General features: G+C 70.7%; 17 protein-coding genes. All 17 read right to left on the bottom strand.

Annotated elements, in window-relative coordinates; genetic code table 11:
* Positions 1–377 precede the first annotated feature (377 nt).
* The 17 genes from tyrS to rplT all read right to left on the bottom strand — a co-directional run bounded on the left by tyrS (position 378) and on the right by rplT (position 17,830).
* Positions 378–1,688 (bottom strand): tyrosine--tRNA ligase, encoded by a 1,311-nt coding sequence (gene tyrS / locus BJ984_RS10220; protein WP_271206496.1) that lies wholly within the window; start codon positions 1,686–1,688, stop codon positions 378–380.
* 29 nt (positions 1,689–1,717) lie between these two features.
* On the bottom strand, positions 1,718–2,320 hold the full coding sequence (locus BJ984_RS10215) for a DNA-3-methyladenine glycosylase (protein WP_179547921.1): 603 nt from the start codon (positions 2,318–2,320) through the stop codon (positions 1,718–1,720).
* Between the two features lie 11 nt (positions 2,321–2,331).
* Positions 2,332–2,496 carry a hypothetical protein gene (locus tag BJ984_RS18655; RefSeq protein WP_179547920.1) on the bottom strand — a complete coding sequence of 55 codons (165 nt, stop codon included), beginning with the start codon at positions 2,494–2,496 and terminating at the stop codon, positions 2,332–2,334.
* Positions 2,493–3,944 carry an argininosuccinate lyase gene (gene argH / locus BJ984_RS10205; RefSeq protein WP_179547919.1) on the bottom strand — a complete coding sequence of 484 codons (1,452 nt, stop codon included), beginning with the start codon at positions 3,942–3,944 and terminating at the stop codon, positions 2,493–2,495. Before argH ends, BJ984_RS18655 begins: the two co-directional genes overlap by 4 nt.
* A gap of 10 nt (positions 3,945–3,954) precedes the next feature.
* On the bottom strand, positions 3,955–4,956 hold the full coding sequence (gene argF, locus BJ984_RS10200; protein ID WP_179547918.1) for an ornithine carbamoyltransferase: 1,002 nt from the start codon (positions 4,954–4,956) through the stop codon (positions 3,955–3,957).
* A gap of 137 nt (positions 4,957–5,093) precedes the next feature.
* On the bottom strand, positions 5,094–6,284 hold the full coding sequence (locus BJ984_RS10195) for an acetylornithine transaminase (RefSeq protein ID WP_179547917.1): 1,191 nt from the start codon (positions 6,282–6,284) through the stop codon (positions 5,094–5,096).
* Between the two features lie 81 nt (positions 6,285–6,365).
* On the bottom strand, positions 6,366–7,283 hold the full coding sequence (argB, locus tag BJ984_RS10190; RefSeq protein ID WP_179547916.1) for an acetylglutamate kinase: 918 nt from the start codon (positions 7,281–7,283) through the stop codon (positions 6,366–6,368).
* Positions 7,283–8,440, bottom strand: coding sequence for a bifunctional glutamate N-acetyltransferase/amino-acid acetyltransferase ArgJ (gene argJ / locus BJ984_RS10185; protein ID WP_179547915.1), 1,158 nt, complete (start codon positions 8,438–8,440; stop codon positions 7,283–7,285). The genes argB and argJ overlap by 1 nt, the downstream gene beginning before the upstream one ends.
* Positions 8,437–9,483 carry an N-acetyl-gamma-glutamyl-phosphate reductase gene (gene argC, locus BJ984_RS10180; RefSeq protein ID WP_179547914.1) on the bottom strand — a complete coding sequence of 349 codons (1,047 nt, stop codon included), beginning with the start codon at positions 9,481–9,483 and terminating at the stop codon, positions 8,437–8,439. The genes argJ and argC overlap by 4 nt, the downstream gene beginning before the upstream one ends.
* A gap of 61 nt (positions 9,484–9,544) precedes the next feature.
* Positions 9,545–12,082, bottom strand: coding sequence for a phenylalanine--tRNA ligase subunit beta (gene pheT / locus BJ984_RS10175; protein WP_179547913.1), 2,538 nt, complete (start codon positions 12,080–12,082; stop codon positions 9,545–9,547).
* 2 nt (positions 12,083–12,084) lie between these two features.
* Complete coding sequence (pheS, locus tag BJ984_RS10170) at positions 12,085–13,125, bottom strand: phenylalanine--tRNA ligase subunit alpha (protein WP_179547912.1); 1,041 nt, start codon at positions 13,123–13,125, stop codon at positions 12,085–12,087.
* 43 nt (positions 13,126–13,168) lie between these two features.
* Entirely contained in the window at positions 13,169–14,089 is a 921-nt protein-coding gene (locus BJ984_RS10165; RefSeq protein ID WP_179547911.1) for an amino acid ABC transporter permease, read from the bottom strand.
* Entirely contained in the window at positions 14,086–14,733 is a 648-nt protein-coding gene (locus BJ984_RS10160; RefSeq protein ID WP_173183878.1) for an amino acid ABC transporter permease, read from the bottom strand. The genes BJ984_RS10165 and BJ984_RS10160 overlap by 4 nt, the downstream gene beginning before the upstream one ends.
* A gap of 89 nt (positions 14,734–14,822) precedes the next feature.
* Complete coding sequence (locus BJ984_RS10155) at positions 14,823–15,689, bottom strand: glutamate ABC transporter substrate-binding protein (RefSeq protein WP_179547910.1); 867 nt, start codon at positions 15,687–15,689, stop codon at positions 14,823–14,825.
* 57 nt (positions 15,690–15,746) lie between these two features.
* Positions 15,747–16,526, bottom strand: a complete 780-nt coding sequence (locus BJ984_RS10150; RefSeq protein ID WP_179547909.1) for an amino acid ABC transporter ATP-binding protein — start codon at positions 16,524–16,526, stop codon at positions 15,747–15,749.
* Between the two features lie 73 nt (positions 16,527–16,599).
* Positions 16,600–17,400: a TrmH family RNA methyltransferase gene (locus BJ984_RS10145; RefSeq protein WP_179547908.1), complete on the bottom strand. Its 801-nt coding sequence runs from the start codon at positions 17,398–17,400 to the stop codon at positions 16,600–16,602.
* Between the two features lie 43 nt (positions 17,401–17,443).
* The gene (rplT, locus tag BJ984_RS10140) at positions 17,444–17,830 is read right to left on the bottom strand and encodes a 50S ribosomal protein L20 (protein WP_137836111.1); all 387 of its coding nucleotides are present in this window, start codon (positions 17,828–17,830) and stop codon (positions 17,444–17,446) included.
* Positions 17,831–17,865: the final 35 nt, after the last annotated feature.

Below are 17,865 nucleotides of genomic sequence, written 5' to 3'. Positions count from 1 at the left end.
TCCAAAGGAATCCCTACAACTAAAAGTTGTCGGGGTTTTTGGCATTTGACATTGTGCACGCTGTTGAGTTCTCAAGGATCGGATACACCAGAGCAGAACCCTTTCAGGCCGCCGCTCCAGGCAACTTCTCTACCCTAGCACCAGCTTCCAGCCTGTCAAATCGACGTTCCGAAGCGGAGTGTGTTGGGGTTGTGATCTTTTCATCTTTTGTACCTGTCCCCACAAGGGACGGTCTTCAGGAGAGTGAAGATCTGATGTCCCGCTTGAGGCCGGTAAGCTCTTCCGCTTTCCGCACCTGTGGGGTGACGAGTAAGAACATTACGGCCCGATTCCGGGGCTCGCAAATCACTTTGCATCCCGGGCGTGTCGGGGCCCGATCATCCGCTGATCGACAGGCCGGCGAGGGTCTTCTTGCCCCGGCGCAGCACCGCGAAACCGCCGGCGAGCCGACGGTCGCCGATGGTCTCGGCGTCGGTCTCGACCTTGGTGTTGTTCAGGTACACCCCGCCCTGGCCGATGGCGCGACGGGCGTCGCTGGTCGACGAGACCAGTCCGCTCGCCACCAGGGCCTCGACGATCGAGGTCTCCCCCGTCACCTCGGCCCGCGGGAGTTCGGCCACCGCCGCGGCGACGGTCTGAGCATCCAACTCCGACAGGTCGCCTTGCCCGAACAGGGCGGCGGCCGCCGCGATCGCCGACTCGGTCGCCGGCACCCCGTGCACGAAGGCCGTCACCAGGTAGGCGAGCGTACGCTGCGCCTCCCGTCGGAACGGGGCCTCGTCCACGGCCGCTTCGAGCCGCTCGATCTCGGGGCGCGGCAGGAACGTGAAGATCTTCAGCCGCGCGATCACGTCGGCATCGTCGGTGTTGAGCCAGAACTGGTAGAACGCGTAGGGGCTCGTCAGGGCCGGGTCGAGCCAGACGGCGTTGCCCTCGCTCTTGCCGAACTTGGTGCCGTCGGAATTCGTGATGAGCGGGGTGCCGATGGCATGCACGCTCACCCCCTCGGCGCGATGGATCAGGTCGGTGCCGCTCGTGAGGTTGCCCCACTGGTCGCTGCCCCCGGTCTGCAGCACGCAGCCGTAGCTGCGGTACAGCTCGAGGAAGTCCATGCCCTGCAGGATCTGGTAGCTGAACTCGGTGTAGCTGATGCCCGCGTCGGAGTTCAGCCGTGCCGAGACCGCGTCTTTCTTCAGCATCGTGCCGACCCGGAAGTACTTGCCGATGTCGCGCAGGAAGTCGATGGCCGAGAGCGGCGCGGTCCAGTCGAGGTTGTTGACCATGCGAGCGGCGTTCTCACCCTCGAAACTGAGGAAGCGCTCGATCTGGCCCTGCAGGTAGCCGACCCACTCGGCCACGGTGTCCTTGGTGTTCAGGGTGCGTTCGGCCGTGGGCCGCGGGTCGCCGATCAACCCCGTCGATCCGCCCACCAGTCCGAGCGGCTTGTGGCCCGCGAGCTGCAGCCGGCGCAGCACCAGGAGCTGCACGAGATTGCCGAGGTGCAGGCTCGGCGCCGTTGGGTCGAAGCCGCAGTACAGCGTGATCGGCGGCCCGGCGAGCAGCTCCTTCAGCGCCGCTGCATCGGTCGACACGTGCACGAGTCCGCGGTAGTTCAGCTCGTCCCACACGTCGTCGAACGAGGGATCGTTCTGCGGCACGAGAGCGGCGGGATCGATGAGGTCTGACACGGGAATCGAGCCTACCAGCGGGGGCCTCGTCAGCCCGCGGCGAGCTTGGGGTGGCGCTTGTAGGGCGAGACGGTCGGCTCGCCCTCGAGGAAGAACCGCCAGGCGAAGGGGGGCCGGCCGCCGTCGCCGCTCACTCCCGTCCGCAGCGAGGTGGCGATCCCGGATGCGCGCTGCTCCGCCGGGGCGAGCGAGAACGGCGGGGTGCCGAGGTCGGCGCCGTCGTCGCTCAGCGCGATGCCGAGGGCCTTCACCAGCAGCGCCGGGCCCCGCGCGAGGTCGACGTCGGACCGTGAGGTGGGGCGCCGCGACCGCGCGAGCTCGAGGCCCTCGATCACCTCGCCCGCCCGCAGCAGCACGGCCGACGCCTCCCCCGCCGGCGAGCAGACCACGTTGGCGCAGACGTGCATGCCGTAGGTGAAGTACGTGTAGAGCCGGCCGGGCTCTCCGTACATGGAGTCGTTCCGGCGGGTGCGTCCGCGGAAGGCGTGCGATCCGGGGTCGAGCCCGTCGCCGAGGTAGGCCTCGACCTCGGTGAGGCGCACGGTCACCCGGCCCTCCGGCGAGTCGTGCGCGATCACGCCCCCGAGCAGCAGGGGTGCGACCTCGACGGCCGTCGCCGAGAAGTCGATCACGGCCGGGTCGCCTAGAACAGGCGCACGCCGAGCGCGAGGCTCACGAGGACGCCGGCCACGACGACCACCGCGGCGATCGCGATGATCGTCCACACCACGCGGTTCGACAGCGGGCGGCGCCAGAATCCGGGATCGCCCGGGTCGCGCTCGGGCTTCGTGGGGCCCGCGGGGCTCACTCGGTGCCTCCGGTGAGCTCGCCGCTCCGGGTGACGAGAGCGCGCACGCGCTCGGTCAGGGCGGTGAGCTGCTCCCGCACGCGCACTCCGGCGGTGCCGCCCGAGCCGTCGCGGCTGGCGACCGAGCCCTCGATGGTGAGCACCCCGCGGACGGCCGGGGTGAGGTGGGGTGAGAGGTCGGCGTACTGCGCATCCGTCAACTCGTCGAGCTCGAGCCCGTGGTCTTCCGCGAACTTGACCAGTGTGCCGGTGATCTCGTGCGCGTCGCGGAAGGTCACGTGCTGCTTGACCAGCCACTCGGCCACGTCGGTGGCGAGCGAGAAGCCCTGCGGCGCGAGCTCCGCCATCCGCTCGGTGTGGAAGGTGAGGGTCGCGACCATGCCGGTGAACGCCGGCAGCAGCACCTCGAGCGTCTTGATCGAGTCGAAGACCGGCTCCTTGTCCTCCTGCAGGTCGCGGTTGTACGCGAGCGGAAGGCCCTTGAGAGTCGCGAGCAGTCCGGTCAGGTTGCCGATCAGCCGGCCCGACTTGCCGCGCGCGAGCTCGGCGATGTCGGGGTTCTTCTTCTGCGGCATGATCGACGAGCCCGTGGAGTACGAGTCGGAGAGCGTGACGAAGCCGAACTCCTTCGTGTTCCAGATGATGATCTCCTCCGCGAAGCGCGAGAGGTCGATGCCGATCTGGGCGGCGATGTAGGCGAACTCGGCGACGACGTCGCGGGCCGCGGTGCCGTCGATCGAGTTCTCGACGCCGTGCGCGAAACCGAGGTCGTGCGCCACGAGCTCGGCGTCGAGGCCGAGGGTGTTGCCGGCCAGGGCGCCCGAGCCGTAGGGCGAGGCGTTCGCCCGGCGGTCCCAGTCGCGGAAGCGCTCGAGATCGCGCACCAGCGGCCAGCAGTGGGCCAGCAGCTGATGGGCGAGCAGCACGGGCTGGGCGTGCTGCAGGTGGGTGCGCCCGGGCAGGATCGCGTCGAAGTGCGCGTCGGCCTGGGCTGCCGTGGCGTCGATCAGGTCGACGAGCTGGCGGGTGATGGTGGCCGCGTGGTCGCGGAGCAGCATCCGCACGAGCGTGGCGATCTGGTCGTTGCGGCTGCGTCCGGCCCGCAGCTTGCCCCCGAGCTCGGCTCCGGCGATCTCGATCAGCCCGCGCTCGAGTGCCGAGTGCACGTCCTCGTCGCTCGGCAGCGGGGCGAAGTCGCCGCTGTCGACCTGCTCGGCCAGGGTGTCGAGGGCCGCCAGCATGCCCTCCAGCTCGCTCGCCGTGAGGTAGCCGGCGCGGGCGAGGGCCCGGGCGTGCGCCCGCGAGCCCTCGATGTCGTACTGGGCCAGCTGCCAGTCGAAGTGGGTGGAGCGGCTCAGTTCGGCGAGAGCCGGTGCGGGGCCGCCGGCGAAGCGGCCGCCCCAGAGGGCTCCGGCCTCAGCGGCCCGGTTCGAGACGTCGTCGGTCATGTCGTCCTCCTCAGGCTGCCGGAGCGGGGGTGGGCGCGGCGGGGGCCTGCGCCGCGGCGGTCGGCGCAGCGGCGGCGGATGCATCCGCCGCGTTCTGCTCGAACAGCCAGACCAGCAGCGCCTTCTGCGCGTGCAGCCGGTTCTCGGCCTCGTCCCAGATCACGCTCTGCGGTCCGTCGATGACGTCGGCCGCCACCTCGTAGCCGCGGTCGGCCGGCAGGCAGTGCAGGAACAGCGCGTCGGGCTGGGCGGTCGCCATCAGCGCGGTGTCGACCTGGTAGCCGCCGAAGGTAGCCACCCGCTCGGCCTTCTCGTCCTCCTTGCCCATCGACACCCAGGTGTCGGTGACGATCACGTCGGCACCGGCCGCGGCCGCCGCCGGGTCGGTGAGCACGACGACCGAGCCGCCGGTCTCGGCCGCCCGACGCTCGGCGTCGGCCACGACCTCCGGATGCGGGGCGTACTGCTCGGGGCAGGCGATGCGCACGTGCATCCCGGCCGTCGCCCCCGCCAGCAGGTAGGACTGCGCCATGTTGCTCGCGCCGTCGCCGAGGAAGGTCACCGTGAGCCCGGCGAGGGTTCCGCGGTGCTCGCGGATCGTCAGGAAGTCGGCCAGCAGCTGGCACGGGTGGAAGTCGTCCGAGAGCGCGTTGACCACGGGCACCCGGGTGCCGGCCGCCATCTCCTCCAGGCCCGACTGCGCGTAAGTGCGCCAGACGATGGCCGCGACCTGGCGCTCGAGCACGCGGGCGGTGTCGCTCGCGGTCTCCTTGCCGCCGAGCTGGCTCGAGGCGGTGGAGATGATCAGCGGCACGCCGCCCAGGTCGGCGATGCCGACGGCGAACGAGACGCGGGTGCGGGTGGAGGACTTGTCGAAGATGACGGCGACCGTCTGCGGGCCCGCGAGCGGACGGGCCTGGAAGCGGTCGGCCTTCAGGCGCTCGGCGAGGTCGAGGATCTGAGCCTGCTCGGCCGGGGTGATGTCGTCGTCTCGAAGGAAGTGCCTGGTCATGCTCGCCTCGGGGTGGGGATGGGACGCGGATCGGGATGCGCCGAAAGGTTCAGGATAGCGGGAGCGGTGCTCGCGCATCCGCTGGTCGTGGTGGGAGGACGTCGGAAGGGAGCCCGGCGAGCACGGGACGACCGTGCTCAGAGCGCCTCGACGAGGGCGAAGGCCTTTCGCAGGCGGTTGCCGAACTCGCGCACCTCGTCGTCGCCGATGATCAGCGGCGGCGCGATGCGCAGGCTCGAGTCGTTCGGGGCGTTGATGATGAGGCCGGAGGCGAGCGCCGCGTCGGACAGCTGCTGCGCGACCGGCTCGCGGAGACCGACGCCGATCAGGAGACCCTGACCGCGCACCTCCTCGACCAGCGGCGAGTCGATCTCGCGGATGACGGCGCGCAGCTGCTCGCCCCGCACCAGCGCGTTCTCGACGAGGCCCGCCTCCTCGATGTGGTTGAGCACGGCGTTGGCCGTGGCGGTCGCGAGCGGGTTGCCGCCGAAGGTGCTGCCGTGCTGACCGCGGCGGAAGAGGTCGGAGGCCCAGCCGAAGGTCACCAGAGAGCCGATCGGGAAGCCGCCGGCCATGCCCTTGGCGATGGTCACCGCATCCGGCACGACGCCCGCGTTCATGTAGGCGAACCAGGCGCCCGTGCGCCCGACGCCGGTCTGGATCTCGTCGATGATCAGGAGGACGCCGTGCTGCTCGGTGAGCTCGCGCGCCCGCTTCAGGTAGCCCGGCGGCAGGTCGATGACGCCGGCCTCTCCCTTGACGGGCTCGAGGAAGAGGGCGGACACCGAGTCGTCGATCGTGGCCTCGAGCGCCTCGATGGTGCTCGGGATGTGCTCCACTCCCCCGGGCATCGGGTCGAAGGGCTCGCGCATGGCGGGCTTGCCGGTGAGGGCCAGTGCCCCCATGGTGCGGCCGTGGAAGGCGTTCTCGAGGGCGACGATGCGCCGGCGGGTGGGGCTCGAGTTCAGCCGGGCGAGCTTGAACGCGGCCTCGTTCGCCTCGGCGCCGGAGTTGCAGAAGTAGGCGCGGCCGCCGTCTCCGGCTCCGGTCAGGCGCTTCAGGCGCTCCGCGAGCTCGAGCTGGGGCGGAGTCGAGAAGTAGTTCGACACGTGCGCGAGGGTGGCCGCCTGGCGACTGACCGCCTCGACGAACACCGGATGCGCGTGGCCGAGCGAGTTCACCGCGATGCCGGCGAGGAAGTCGAGGTATCGGTTGTCCTCGTCGTCCCAGACCCACGCGCCCTCGCCGCGCACGAGGAAGCGCAGCGGCATGCCCATCGTGCGCATCAGCGATTCGTCGAAGCGGTTCTTCCACGGGGAGGAGGACAAGACGGGCCTTCCGGGTCGGTGTCGGGTCGGGTGGGTGGGTGTGGCCGGTTCAGTGGGCGCGGGGTGCGCGGGATGCCCGGGTCAGGGCTCGCGCGTCGCCACGACCTCGGTGCCGAAGCCGCCGGGGGTGAAGATCTCGAGCAGCACAGAGTGCGCCTCGCGCCCGTCGATGATGGCGGCCTTGGGCACACCGCCGTCGACGGCCTCGAGGCACGCGGCCATCTTGGGGATCATGCCCGACTCGAGGCCGGGCAGCAGGGAGCGGAGCTCCTCGCTCTCGATCTCGGAGACGAGTGAGTCGCGGTTCGGCCAGTCGCTGTAGAGCCCGGGCACGTCGGTGAGCACGACGAGCTTCGCGGCCCCGAGCGCGACGGCGAGGGCGGCGGCCGCCGCGTCGGCGTTCACGTTCAGCACCTGGCCGGGGGCGTCGACGTCGGGGGCGATCGAGGAGACGACCGGGATGCGCCCCGCGTCGAGCTGCGCCTGCACGCCCTCGGGGTTCACCCCGATCACGTCGCCGACGAGTCCCAGGTCGACGAGCTCGCCGTCGATCTCGACGCCACGCCGGCGGCCCTCGAACAGCCCCGCGTCCTCACCCGAGAGGGCGGCGGCGAGCGGGCCGTGCTCGTTGATGTTGCTCACGATGTCGCGGCTGATCTGTCCGGTGAGCACCATCCGCACCACGTCCATGGCCTCGGGGCTCGTGACCCGGTAGCCGCCGCGGAACTCGCTGGCGATGCCGAGCCGGTCGAGCATCTTCGAGATCTGCGGGCCTCCGCCGTGCACGACGACGGGCTTCAGGCCGGCGTAGCGGAGGTAGACGATGTCCTCGGCGAAGGTGCGCTGCAGCGCCGGATCGACCATGGCGTTGCCGCCGAACTTGATCACGACGATCTCGCCGTGGAAGCGCTTGAGCCAGGGCAGCGACTCGATCAGGGTGTTCGCCTTGACGTGGGCGAGCTCGGCGTCGGCCGCGGTGCGCGTGATGTGCTCGGCCATCAGCTGGCGTACGCGCTGTTCTCGTGCACGTAGTCGTGCGTGAGGTCGTTGGTGAAGATCGTCGCCGTGGCGTCGCCCGCCTTGAGGTCGATCAGGATCGTGCAGGCGCGCGGCGTGAGGTCGACCAGCTCGCGGTCGTCGCCCGGCTCGCCGCTGCGGCAGACCATCACGCCGTTCATCGAGACGTCGATGGCGTAGGGGTCGAAGGCGGCGTCGGTCGTGCCGAGCGCCGCGAGCACCCGGCCCCAGTTGGGGTCGTTGCCGAAGATCGCCGCCTTCAGCAGGTTGCTGCGGGAGACGGCCCGGCCGACCACCACCGCGTCGTCCTCGCTCTCGGCGTTGACGACCTCGATCGCGATGTCGTGGCTCGCGCCCTCGGCATCGGCCTGCAGCTGAAGCGCGAGGTCGCGGCAGAGCGCGGTGAGGGCGTCGCTGAAGGCGGCCTCGTCGGCCTCGATGCCGGATGCTCCGCTCGCCATCAGGGCGACGGTGTCGTTGGTCGACATGCAGCCGTCCGAGTCGAGGCGGTCGAAGGTGACGCGGGTCGCCGCCCGGAGCGCCCGGTCGAGCGCGGCGGGCGGGAGCACGGCGTCGGTGGTGATGACCACCAGCATCGTCGCGAGGCCGGGCGCGAGCATCCCCGCCCCCTTGGCCATGCCGCCGATGGACCAGCCCTCGCCCTCGACGACGGCCTCCTTCGGGTGCGAGTCGGTGGTCATGATCGCCAGGGCCGCGTCGTGGCCTCCCTCGGCGCCGAGCGCATCGGCGGCCGCGGGCACGTTCTGCAGGATGGCGTCACGGAAGCTCTGGTCGCCGACGCCGATCAGGCCGGTCGAGCAGACGAGAACGTCGCCGGGCGAGACGCCGAGCGCCGCGCCGACGGCCTCGGCCGCGGCGTGCGTGGTCTGGAAGCCGAAGGCGCCCGTGAAGCAGTTGGCGCCGCCGGAGTTGAGCACCACGGCCGAGACGCGCCCGTCGGCGATGACCTGCTGCGACCACAGGATCGGGTTCGCCTTGGCGCGGTTCGACGTGAACACCGCGGCCGCGTGCTGCAGCGGCCCTCGGTTGACGACCAGCGCGAGGTCGCGCGCGCCGGTGGACTTGAGGCCGGCGGCGACGCCCGAGGCGGCGAATCCGGCGGGACGGGTGACGCTCACGGGGCGACTCCGTTCACGGGCAGACCGAGGGTCTCGGGCAGGCCCAGGGCGATGTTGGTGGACTGGATGGCCGCGCCGGCGGTGCCCTTGACGAGGTTGTCGAGCACCGTCACCGTGACCACGCGCTCGGCGGCCTCGTCGACGGCCAGACCGATCAGCGCCGAGTTCGAGCCGAGCACGTCGGCCACCTTGGGGAACGAGCCCTCGGGCAGCAGGTGCACGAACGGCTCGTCGGCGTAGGCGAGCTCCCAGGCCGAGCGCACGTCGGCGGCGCTGACGCCGGGCTGCAGGCGGGCGGTCGAGGTGGCGATGATGCCGCGCGCCATGGGCACGAGCATCGGGGTGAACGAGACGGTGACCTTCTCGCCGGAGGCACCCTCGAGATTCTGCACGATCTCGGGGACGTGCCGGTGCACTCCCCCGACGCCGTAGGCGTGAGCCGAGCCGAGCAGCTCGCTCGCCAGGAGGTCGGTGCGCAGGGTCTTGCCGGCGCCCGAGGGGCCGACCGCGAGCACCGCGACGAGGTCGGCCGCCTGGATGACGCCCGCCCGCAGGCCCGGCGCGAGCGCGAGGCTCACGGCGGTGACGTTGCAGCCGGGCACGGCGATGCGGTTCACGCCGGCCAGGGCCTCGCGCTGCTTTCCGCCGTTCAGGCGCACCAGTTCGGGCAGGCCGTAGGGCCAGGAGCCGTGGTACTCGGAGCGGTAGAACTCGAGCCAGGCGTTCTCGTCGGTGAGCCGGTGGTCGGCGCCGCAGTCGACCACGAGTGCGCTGTCTCCGAGCTCGGCGGCCAGCGCCCCGGAGTGCCCGTGCGGCAGGGCGAGGAAGACCACGTCGTGGCCCTTCAGCGTCTCGGCCGAGGTGTCCTGCAGCACGAGGTCGGCGTAGGAGCGGAGGTGCGGCTGCACCTCGATCAGCGGCTGGCCGGCGTTCTTGTGCGCCGTGACGGTTCGCACCTCGAACTCCGGATGCGCGCTGAGAAGCCTCAGGACCTCGCCTCCGGCGTACCCGGAGGCACCCGCGACCGCAACTGAATAGACCATGGGTCAAATCTAGCCGGTAGCGGGCGCCCCCTTTTCGCGAGGGCTCCTCGAGCGGCGGGGGCTACTCGCGCACGGTCGCGGCGAAGAGCTCGCCGGCCTTCGCCGCGCCGCCGAGCTTCGCCTCGCTCGCCTCGGCGGCGGTGAGGGTGCGATCGGGAGCCCGGAAGCGGAGGGCGAACGTCAGGGACTTGGCGGCATCCGGAACACCCGTGCCCCGGTAGTCGTCGACCAGGCGGATGCCCTCGAGCAGCTCGCCCGCACCCTCGACCACGGCCCGCTCGACGTCGCCGGCCGGGATCGACGCGTCGACGACCAGCGAGAGGTCTTGCGTGGCGGCCGGGTAGCCCGAGATCGGAGCCACCTCGATCGCCTCGCCCGCGGCCGCGAGCAGCGCGTCGAGGTCGAGCTCGGCGACCCCGACCACGCGGGGCAGGTCGAGTTCGTGCGTCAGCGTCGGCAGCAGCTCGCCGGCGAAGCCGACGCTCCGTTCGACCCCGTCGGCGCTCCGGACGAAGACCTCGGCGGTGCGCCCCGGGTGCATCGCCGAGTGCGATCCGGCGGCGACGCGCAGCTCGACGGCGAGTGCCGACTCGACGAGGCGCACGACGTCGAGCACGTCGGCGATTCCGGCGGGCACGGCGGGCTGGCCGGGCTGCTTGTCGACCGCGTTGCCGAGCACGAGCACGCCGATGTGACGCGGCTGCGGCGGGATGCCGCCGTGCAGCTCGGCCAGCTCGCCGGCGTCGGGCAGTCGGCCCCCGGCGGGAAGCTCGGCCTGGCCGTACTCGCGTCCGGTCTCGGGGAGGAAGACGAGCCCCAGCTCGAACAGCCCGAGATCGGTCAGGCCGCGCGAGAGGTTGCGGCGGGCGATCTCGATCAGTCCGGGGATGAGCGAGGTGCGCAGCAGGGCCGCCTCGGCGTCGAGCGGATTGGCGACGCGGATCGCCGGCACCTCCTCGTCACGCGGGCTGCCGAAGGCACGGTTCATCGCGGCTCCGACGAACGGGTACGCGAGCACCTCGGTCAGGCCGCCGGCCGCGAGCACGTCGGCCGTGCGTCGACGGGTCACCTGGGAGACCGTGAGGCCCCGGCCGGGAGGCGCGACGGGGAGGATCGACGGGATGCGGTCGTAGCCGACGATGCGCGCCACCTCCTCGGCGAGCGAGGCCTTGTCGGTGATGTCGGGGCGCCACGACGGCGGCGTGACGACGAAGCCGGCCGAGGTCTCCTCGACGGTGGCGCCGATCTCGGCGAGCGCGTGAGCCGTCTCGTCGCTGGTGAAGTCGACTCCCACGAGGCGCTGAACGAAGCCGAAGGGCAGCACGATCGAGCCGGGCTCCGGATGCTCGTGGTGCACCGACCCGAGACCGTCGTCGGCCGTGCCTCCGGCGAGCGTCTCGAGCAGCTCGACCACGCGGGCGGCGGCCGGCTGGGCCACGGCCGGGTCGACCCCGCGCTCGAAGCGGCGGGAGGCCTCGCTCGGCAGCTTGTGCCGGCGCGCGGTGCGGGCGATCGACACGGGGTCGAAGTTGGCCGACTCGACGAGCACGTTCGTGGTGCCGTCGCCGATCTCGGTCGAGGCTCCGCCCATCACGCCCGCGAGGCCGATGGCGCCGCGGTCGTCGGCGATCACGAGGTCTTCGGCGTGCAGCGTGCGGGTCTGGCCGTCGAGGGTCTCGAGGGTCTCGCCCGGGGCGGCGCGGCGCACGACGAGGCCGCCCTGCAGCGCATCCAGGTCGTAGCCGTGGATCGGCTGCCCGAACTCGAGCATCACGTAGTTGGTGATGTCGACCACGAGCGAGATCGAGCGGATGCCGGCGAGCTTCAGCCGCGACACCAACCAGGCGGGGCTCGGCCGGGTGGGGTCGACGCCGCGCACCACGCGGGTGACGAACACCGTCGCGCCGACGCGGCCGCGGATCGGCGCCTCGTCGTGGATGGCGACCGGGAACCCGTTCGCGGCGACCGGGGTCACGCGCGCCACCGGGTCGCGGAAGGCCGCACCGGTGGAGTTGGAGAACTCGCGCGCGATGCCGCGGATCGAGAAGGCGTAGCCGCGGTCGGGCGTGACGTTGACCTCGACGGCCTCGTCGTCGAGCCCGAGCAGCGGGAGCGCGTCGGTGCCGACCTCGGGGTCGAGGCCCAGGGTGCTGAGACGGAGGATGCCGTCGTGGTCCTCCCCCAGCCCCAGCTCGCGGGCGGAGGCGATCATGCCGTCGGAGACGTGGCCGTAGGTCTTCCTGGCCGCGATGGCGAAGCCGCCGGGCAGCACGGCGCCCGGGAGCGTCACGACGACCTTGTCGCCCTCGAAGAAGTTGCCGGCGCCGCAGACGATGCCCCGCACATCCGCCCCGCCGTCGGCGGCCTGCTGCCCCTCGGGCGCGACGCGCACCTGGCACCAGCGGATGGTCTTGCCGTTGGACTGCGGCTCGGGCACGAACTCGAGCACCTGCCCCACGACGATCGGGCCCTGGAGGTCGAAGTCGTGAGACCCCTCCTCTTCGAGACCGACCTTGACGAGGGCGGCGTGCACGTCGGCGATCGAGGCGCCGACGGGGAGGTCGACGTACTCGGCGAGCCAGGAGAGAGGAACCCGCATGACTAGACCACCATTCCGAACTGCTGGGAGAAGCGCACGTCGCCCTCGACCATGTCGCGCATGTCGTTGAGGTCGTTGCGGAACTGCAGGGTGCGCTCGATGCCCATGCCGAACGCGAAGCCCGAGTACTCGTCGGGGTCGATGCCCGCCGAGCGGAGCACGTTGGGGTTGACCATGCCGCAGCCGCCCCACTCCACCCAGCGCGCACCGCCCTTGGCGCCCGGCTGCCAGACGTCCATCTCGGCACTGGGCTCGGTGAACGGGAAGTAGTTGGGCCGCAGGCGGATCTTCGCACCCTCGCCGAACATCTGCGTGGCGAAGTGCTCGAGCGTGCCGCGGAGGTGCGCCATGGTGAGGCCCTTGTCGATGGCGATGCCCTCGACCTGGCTGAAGACCGGGGTGTGCGTGGCGTCGAGCTCGTCGGTGCGGTAGACGCGACCCGGCGCGATCACGTACACGGGCAGCGGGCGCTCGAGCAGGCTCCGCACCTGCACGGGACTGGTGTGGGTGCGGAGCACCAGGTGCGACTCGGGCGGGTCGATGAAGAAGGTGTCCTGCATCGCGCGCGCCGGGTGGTCGGCGTCGAAGTTCAGCGCGTCGAAGTTGAACCACTCGCTCTCGACCTCGGGGCCCTCGGCGACCTCCCACCCCATGCCGACGAAGATGTCGGCGATGCGGTCCTGCAGCAGGGAGAGCGGATGGCGGGCGCCGATGCGGCGTCGGGTCGGCAGCGCCGTCACGTCGACCGTCTCGGCGGCCAGCTTCTGCGCCTCCTCGAGGGCGACGACCTCGGTCTCGCGGGCGGCGATGGCCTGGTTGACCCGGGCGCGTGCCTGGCCGACGAGCTTGCCGGCGGAGGCCTTCTGGTCGCCCGGCAGCGACTTGATCTGTGCGTTGAGCACGGCGAGCGTCGAGCCCTCCCCCGCGTGGGCGGAGCGCACGGCGCGGAGCTCGGCGGAGTCGGTGGCGGTCGCGAGCGCTGCGAGCGCCGCGTCGACCGCGTCACTCACCGCCTGCTCGGTGATGGCGATGGGTTCAGACACGAGGCACAAGTTTACGGGGTGCGGTGCGGTTGCGCCGCCCGGGTCACTCCGTCGCGGCGTTCTCGGGGTTGCCGTTCGCCGCCGCCAGCGGGCCGGGCATCGCACGGCCGCCCTGGGCGCCGCCGTCGAGCAGCACCGTCGCGACCCTCGGCGAGCGGCGACGCGCCAGCCGGCGGGCGACCCAGGAGAGCGTGAGGTTGATCGCCAGGTAGATCACGAGCGTGATGATGAACAGCGTGAAGAGGTAGCGGTTGCCGTAGAAGCTCGACAGGTTGTTCATCGTGGTGCGGATCAGCTCGTTGTAGCCGACGATGTAGCCGAGGCTCGTGTCTTTCAGCAGCACGACGAGCTGGGCGACGATGATCGGCAGCATCTGCCGGAACGCCTGGGGGAACTCGATCTGCAGCTTGGTCTGCAGCCGGGTGAGGCCGAGGCTCAGCCCCGCCTCACGCTGGCCGCGCGGCAGCGAGACGATGCCGGCGCGCAACGCCTCCCCGATCAGGGCACCGTTGTAGACGGCGAGGGCGATGACGACCGCCCAGAACGCTCCCGTCGACCCCACGAGGAGGATGAAGAGCATCATCAGCAGCACGGGCATGCCGCGGAAGAACTCGAGCAGGATGGTCGTCGGCACCCGCACGACGGCGAGCGGCGAGGTGCGGAGCAGGGCGAAGAGCACGCCGATCGCGATGGCGCCGACCGCGGCGATCGCCGCGGCCTGCAGCGTGCCGAGAACACCGCGGCCCACCGCGCCCCAGAACTCCGGGTCGGTGACGAGCTTCTCCCAGCGGGTCCAGTCGAAGTAGCCGGGCAGCGTGATGCCGCCGGACTCGCGCGGCTGGGCGAGGGTGAAGACGATCCAGGCGAGGCCGGCGAGCACGACCACGATGACGATCGCCGACGCGATGCGGGAGCGGCGCTTGGCGCGCGGCCCGGGGGCGTCGAACAGGACGGAGGCGCTCATCGCTGCACCGCGAATCTCTTCTCGAGCCGTCCGGCGAGGATGCCGAGCGGGATGGTGATGACGAGGTAGAAGGTGGCCACCGCGAGCAGCACCGCGATCACGGCGTTGCCGTTCGCGTTCGCGAGCGTGCGGCCGACCCCGAAGAGCTCGGCGACGAAGAAGCCGCCGGCCACCGAGGTGTTCTTGGTCAGGGCGATCAGCACGTTGATCAGCGGCGGGATGACCATCCGGAATGCCTGAGGGAAGATGACGATGCTCACCGTCTGCCCGAAGCCGAGGCCGAGGCTGCGCGCTGCTTCGGCCTGGCCGACGGGCACACCGTTGATGCCCGAGCGCAGCGCCTCGGCGACGAACGGCGAGGTGTAGGCGGTGAGGCCGATGACGGCGCACCAGAAGTAGGGCAGCTCCGACCCGAGGTAGGGCAGGATGATCGCGCAGAAGAACAGCACGAGCGTGAGCGGGGTGTTGCGCAGCAGCTCGGTGTAGACGGCGGCGACGCTCGAGAGCGCCGGCACGGGCGAGATGCGCATGGCGGCGACGAGCGTGCCGACCACGAGCGCTCCCAACCCCGCGATGAGGAGCAGCGAGAGCGTCTGGCCGAAGCCCTCGAGGTAGGCCGGCAGGTTGTCGATGACGACGTTCACTCGCACTCCTCTCTATCGGTCGGATCTATCGATCTGTGGGATCGGGCAGGGAGGTGGGGAGCCGCCTGAGCGGCTCCCCACCGGATGGATCAGTAGCGGTCGACCGCCGGGGGCTCGACGAACGGCAGCACGGCGCCGGCCGTCTCGTTCCAGGCCTCCTCGTAGGAGCCGTCCTCGTAGGACTCCTCGAGGGTGTCGTTGATGAAGGTGCGGAAGTCGGTGTCGTCCTTCGCGAGGCCGATGCCGTAGGGCTCCTCGGTGAAGGGCTTGCCGACGACCTGGAACTCGCCCTCGTTCTGCGCGGCGAGGCCGGCGAGGATGACGTTGTCGGTCGACACCGCGACGACCTGGCCCGTGCGCAGCGGCTCGAGGCAGTTCGTGTAGGTGTCGGTGAGCACCACGTCGGCGCCGAGCGCCTCGAGGTTGGCTGCCGGGGTCGAGCCGGTGACCGAGCAGACCTTCTGGCCGACCAGGTCGTCTTCGGTCTTGATGTCGTCGTTGTCGCTCAGGGTCAGGATGCTCTGGCCGGCGGTGTAGTACGGCCCGGCGAAGGAGATGACCTCTTTGCGCTTGTCGTTGATCGTGTAGGTCGCCACCACGATGTCGACCTCGCCGTTCTGGATGAAGGGCTCGCGGTTGGCCGAGACCGTCTCGACCCACGTGATCTTGTCGTCGTCGATGCCGAGCTTGTCGGCGATGATCTTGCCGATCTCGACGTCGAAGCCCTCGGGGGTGCCGTCGGGGCCGACGAGCCCGAACAGGGGCTGGTCGAACTTGGTTCCGATCGTGATCTCGCCGGCGCTCGACAGACGCTCCATCGTGGAGCCCGCAGCGAAGGTGGGCGCCGCCTCAGGCGTCTCCTCGCTGTCGGCGGCGTCGTCGGACCCCGCGCATCCCGTCAGGACCAGGGCGGTCGCCGCGGCGAGTGCGAAGAACGATAGCTTCGTGTGCTTCATTGGTCGTACCTCTCGTGTGCTGTGTTCCCCGCGGCAGATGCGCGGGATGGTTCCCGCCTAGTGGGCGAGGATCTTGGAGAGGAAGTCCTTCGCTCTCGGTGACTGGGGGTTGCCGAAGAACTGCTCGGGGGCAGCCTCTTCCTCGATGCGGCCGTCGGCCATGAAGAGCACGCGGTCGGCGGCCTTGCGGGCGAAGCCCATCTCGTGGGTCACGACGATCATCGTCATGCCGTCCTTCGCGAGACCGACCATGACGTCGAGCACCTCGTTGATCATCTCGGGGTCGAGCGCACTGGTGGGCTCGTCGAGCAGGATGAGCTTCGGCTCCATCGCGAGCGACCGGGCGATGGCCACGCGCTGCTGCTGGCCGCCCGAGAGCTGGGCCGGCATCTTCTTCGCCTGGTTGGCCACGCCGACGCGCTCGAGGAGGGTCATGGCGCGCGCCTCGGCGTCTTTGCGGGAGAGCCCGCGCACCTTCATCGGGGCGAGCGTGACGTTCTCGAGCACCGTCTTGTGCGCGAACAGGTTGAACGCCTGGAACACCATTCCGACGTCGGCCCGCAGCGTCGCGAGCTCGCGCCCCTCGCTCGGCAGCACCGTGCCGTCGATGGTGATGGTGCCGGAGTCGATCGTCTCGAGGCGGTTGATCGCGCGGCAGAACGTCGACTTGCCCGACCCCGAGGGGCCGATGACCACCACGACCTCGCCGCGGGCGACGGTGGTGGAGATGTCTTTCAGCACGTGCAGCTCACCGAAGTGCTTGTCGACGTGATCGATCACGACGAGCGGGGCCTCGGCGCCGCCTGACACTCGAACAGGGGTATCGGCGGAACTCATGGTCAACACCCAACCACACCCCTTCAGGGGGGTGCAACGCGGGGAGCGCTTCTGTAACCGAAGCGAAACATGCTCAGGAGCGCTGGGCGAACGCGCTCTCGTAGAGGCACACCGATGCGGCGGTGGCGAGGTTCAGCGACTCGGCCTGGCCGTAGATCGGCAGCGAGACGGCGCGGTCGACCGCCGCGAGGTCGTCGTCGGAGAGGCCCCTGGCCTCGTTGCCGAAGACCCACGCGGTGGGTTCGGCGAGGAGACCCGCGGTGCGCACGTCGAGCAGGTCGTCGCCCTTGATGTCGGCCGCCAGGGCCTGCAGCCCGGCCTCACGGGCGCGGCGCAGCACGTCGTCGAGTGTCGCCTCGACGGCGACCGGGAGGTGGAACAGTGAGCCCGTGGTCGAGCGCACCACCTTGGGGTTGTACAGGTCGACCGAGCGTCCCGTCAGGATGACCGCGTCGGCACCCGCCGCATCCGCCGCCCGGATGATCGTGCCGGCGTTGCCCGGATCACGCACCTCCTCGAGCACCGCGATGAGGCGCGGGCCCGCGGCGAAGATGTCTTTCAGGGCCGTGGGGAACTGGCGGCAGACCGCCACGAAGCCCTGGGGGGTGACCGTGTCGGCCATCGCGTCGAGGACGTGCTCGGTGACGAACTCGACCTCGATCTCGGCGTCGGCCGCCTTGCGGGCGATCTCGTCGTAGCGGTCGAGCGCCGTCGGGGTCGCGAACAGGTCGATCACCAGGTGCGGCGCGAACGTCAGCGCCTCGGCCACCGCCTGCGGCCCCTCCAAGAGGAAGAGCCCGGTCTCGGACCGGGCTCCCTTCTTGGCGAGTTTCGCCACAGCCCGAACGCGCGGTGATCGCGGATTGTCGAGCATGCGGCTGGCTCTCTTCTGTTGTGGGTCGTGCTGCGAGGTGGAGTTACGCGGCGGTCTTCGGAGCCGAGGTGTCGGCGGGAAGAGCGGCCTTGGCGCTCGCGACGATCGACGCGAAGGTGGCGGGCTCGTTCACGGCGAGCTCGGCCAGGATGCGGCGGTCGACCTCGATGCCGGCCAGGGCGAGGCCCTGGATGAGGCGGTTGTAGGTCAGGCCGTTCGCACGCGACGCGGCGTTGATGCGCTGGATCCACAGGCGGCGGAAGTCGCCCTTGCGCGCACGGCGGTCGCGGTAGGAGTAGACGAGGGAGTGGGTGACCTGCTCCTTGGCCTTGCGGTACAGACGCGACCGCTGACCGCGGTAGCCCTCGGCGCGCTCGAGGATGACCCGACGCTTCTTGTGGGCGTTGACAGCCCTCTTCACTCTTGCCATTGCTCTTCTTCTTTCTCGTCTAGGTCGGCTGCTGC

It is taken from the genome of Herbiconiux flava (assembly GCF_013409865.1).
Lineage (GTDB): Bacteria > Actinomycetota > Actinomycetes > Actinomycetales > Microbacteriaceae > Herbiconiux > Herbiconiux flava.
This window is presented reverse-complemented; position numbering and strand designations above follow the sequence as displayed.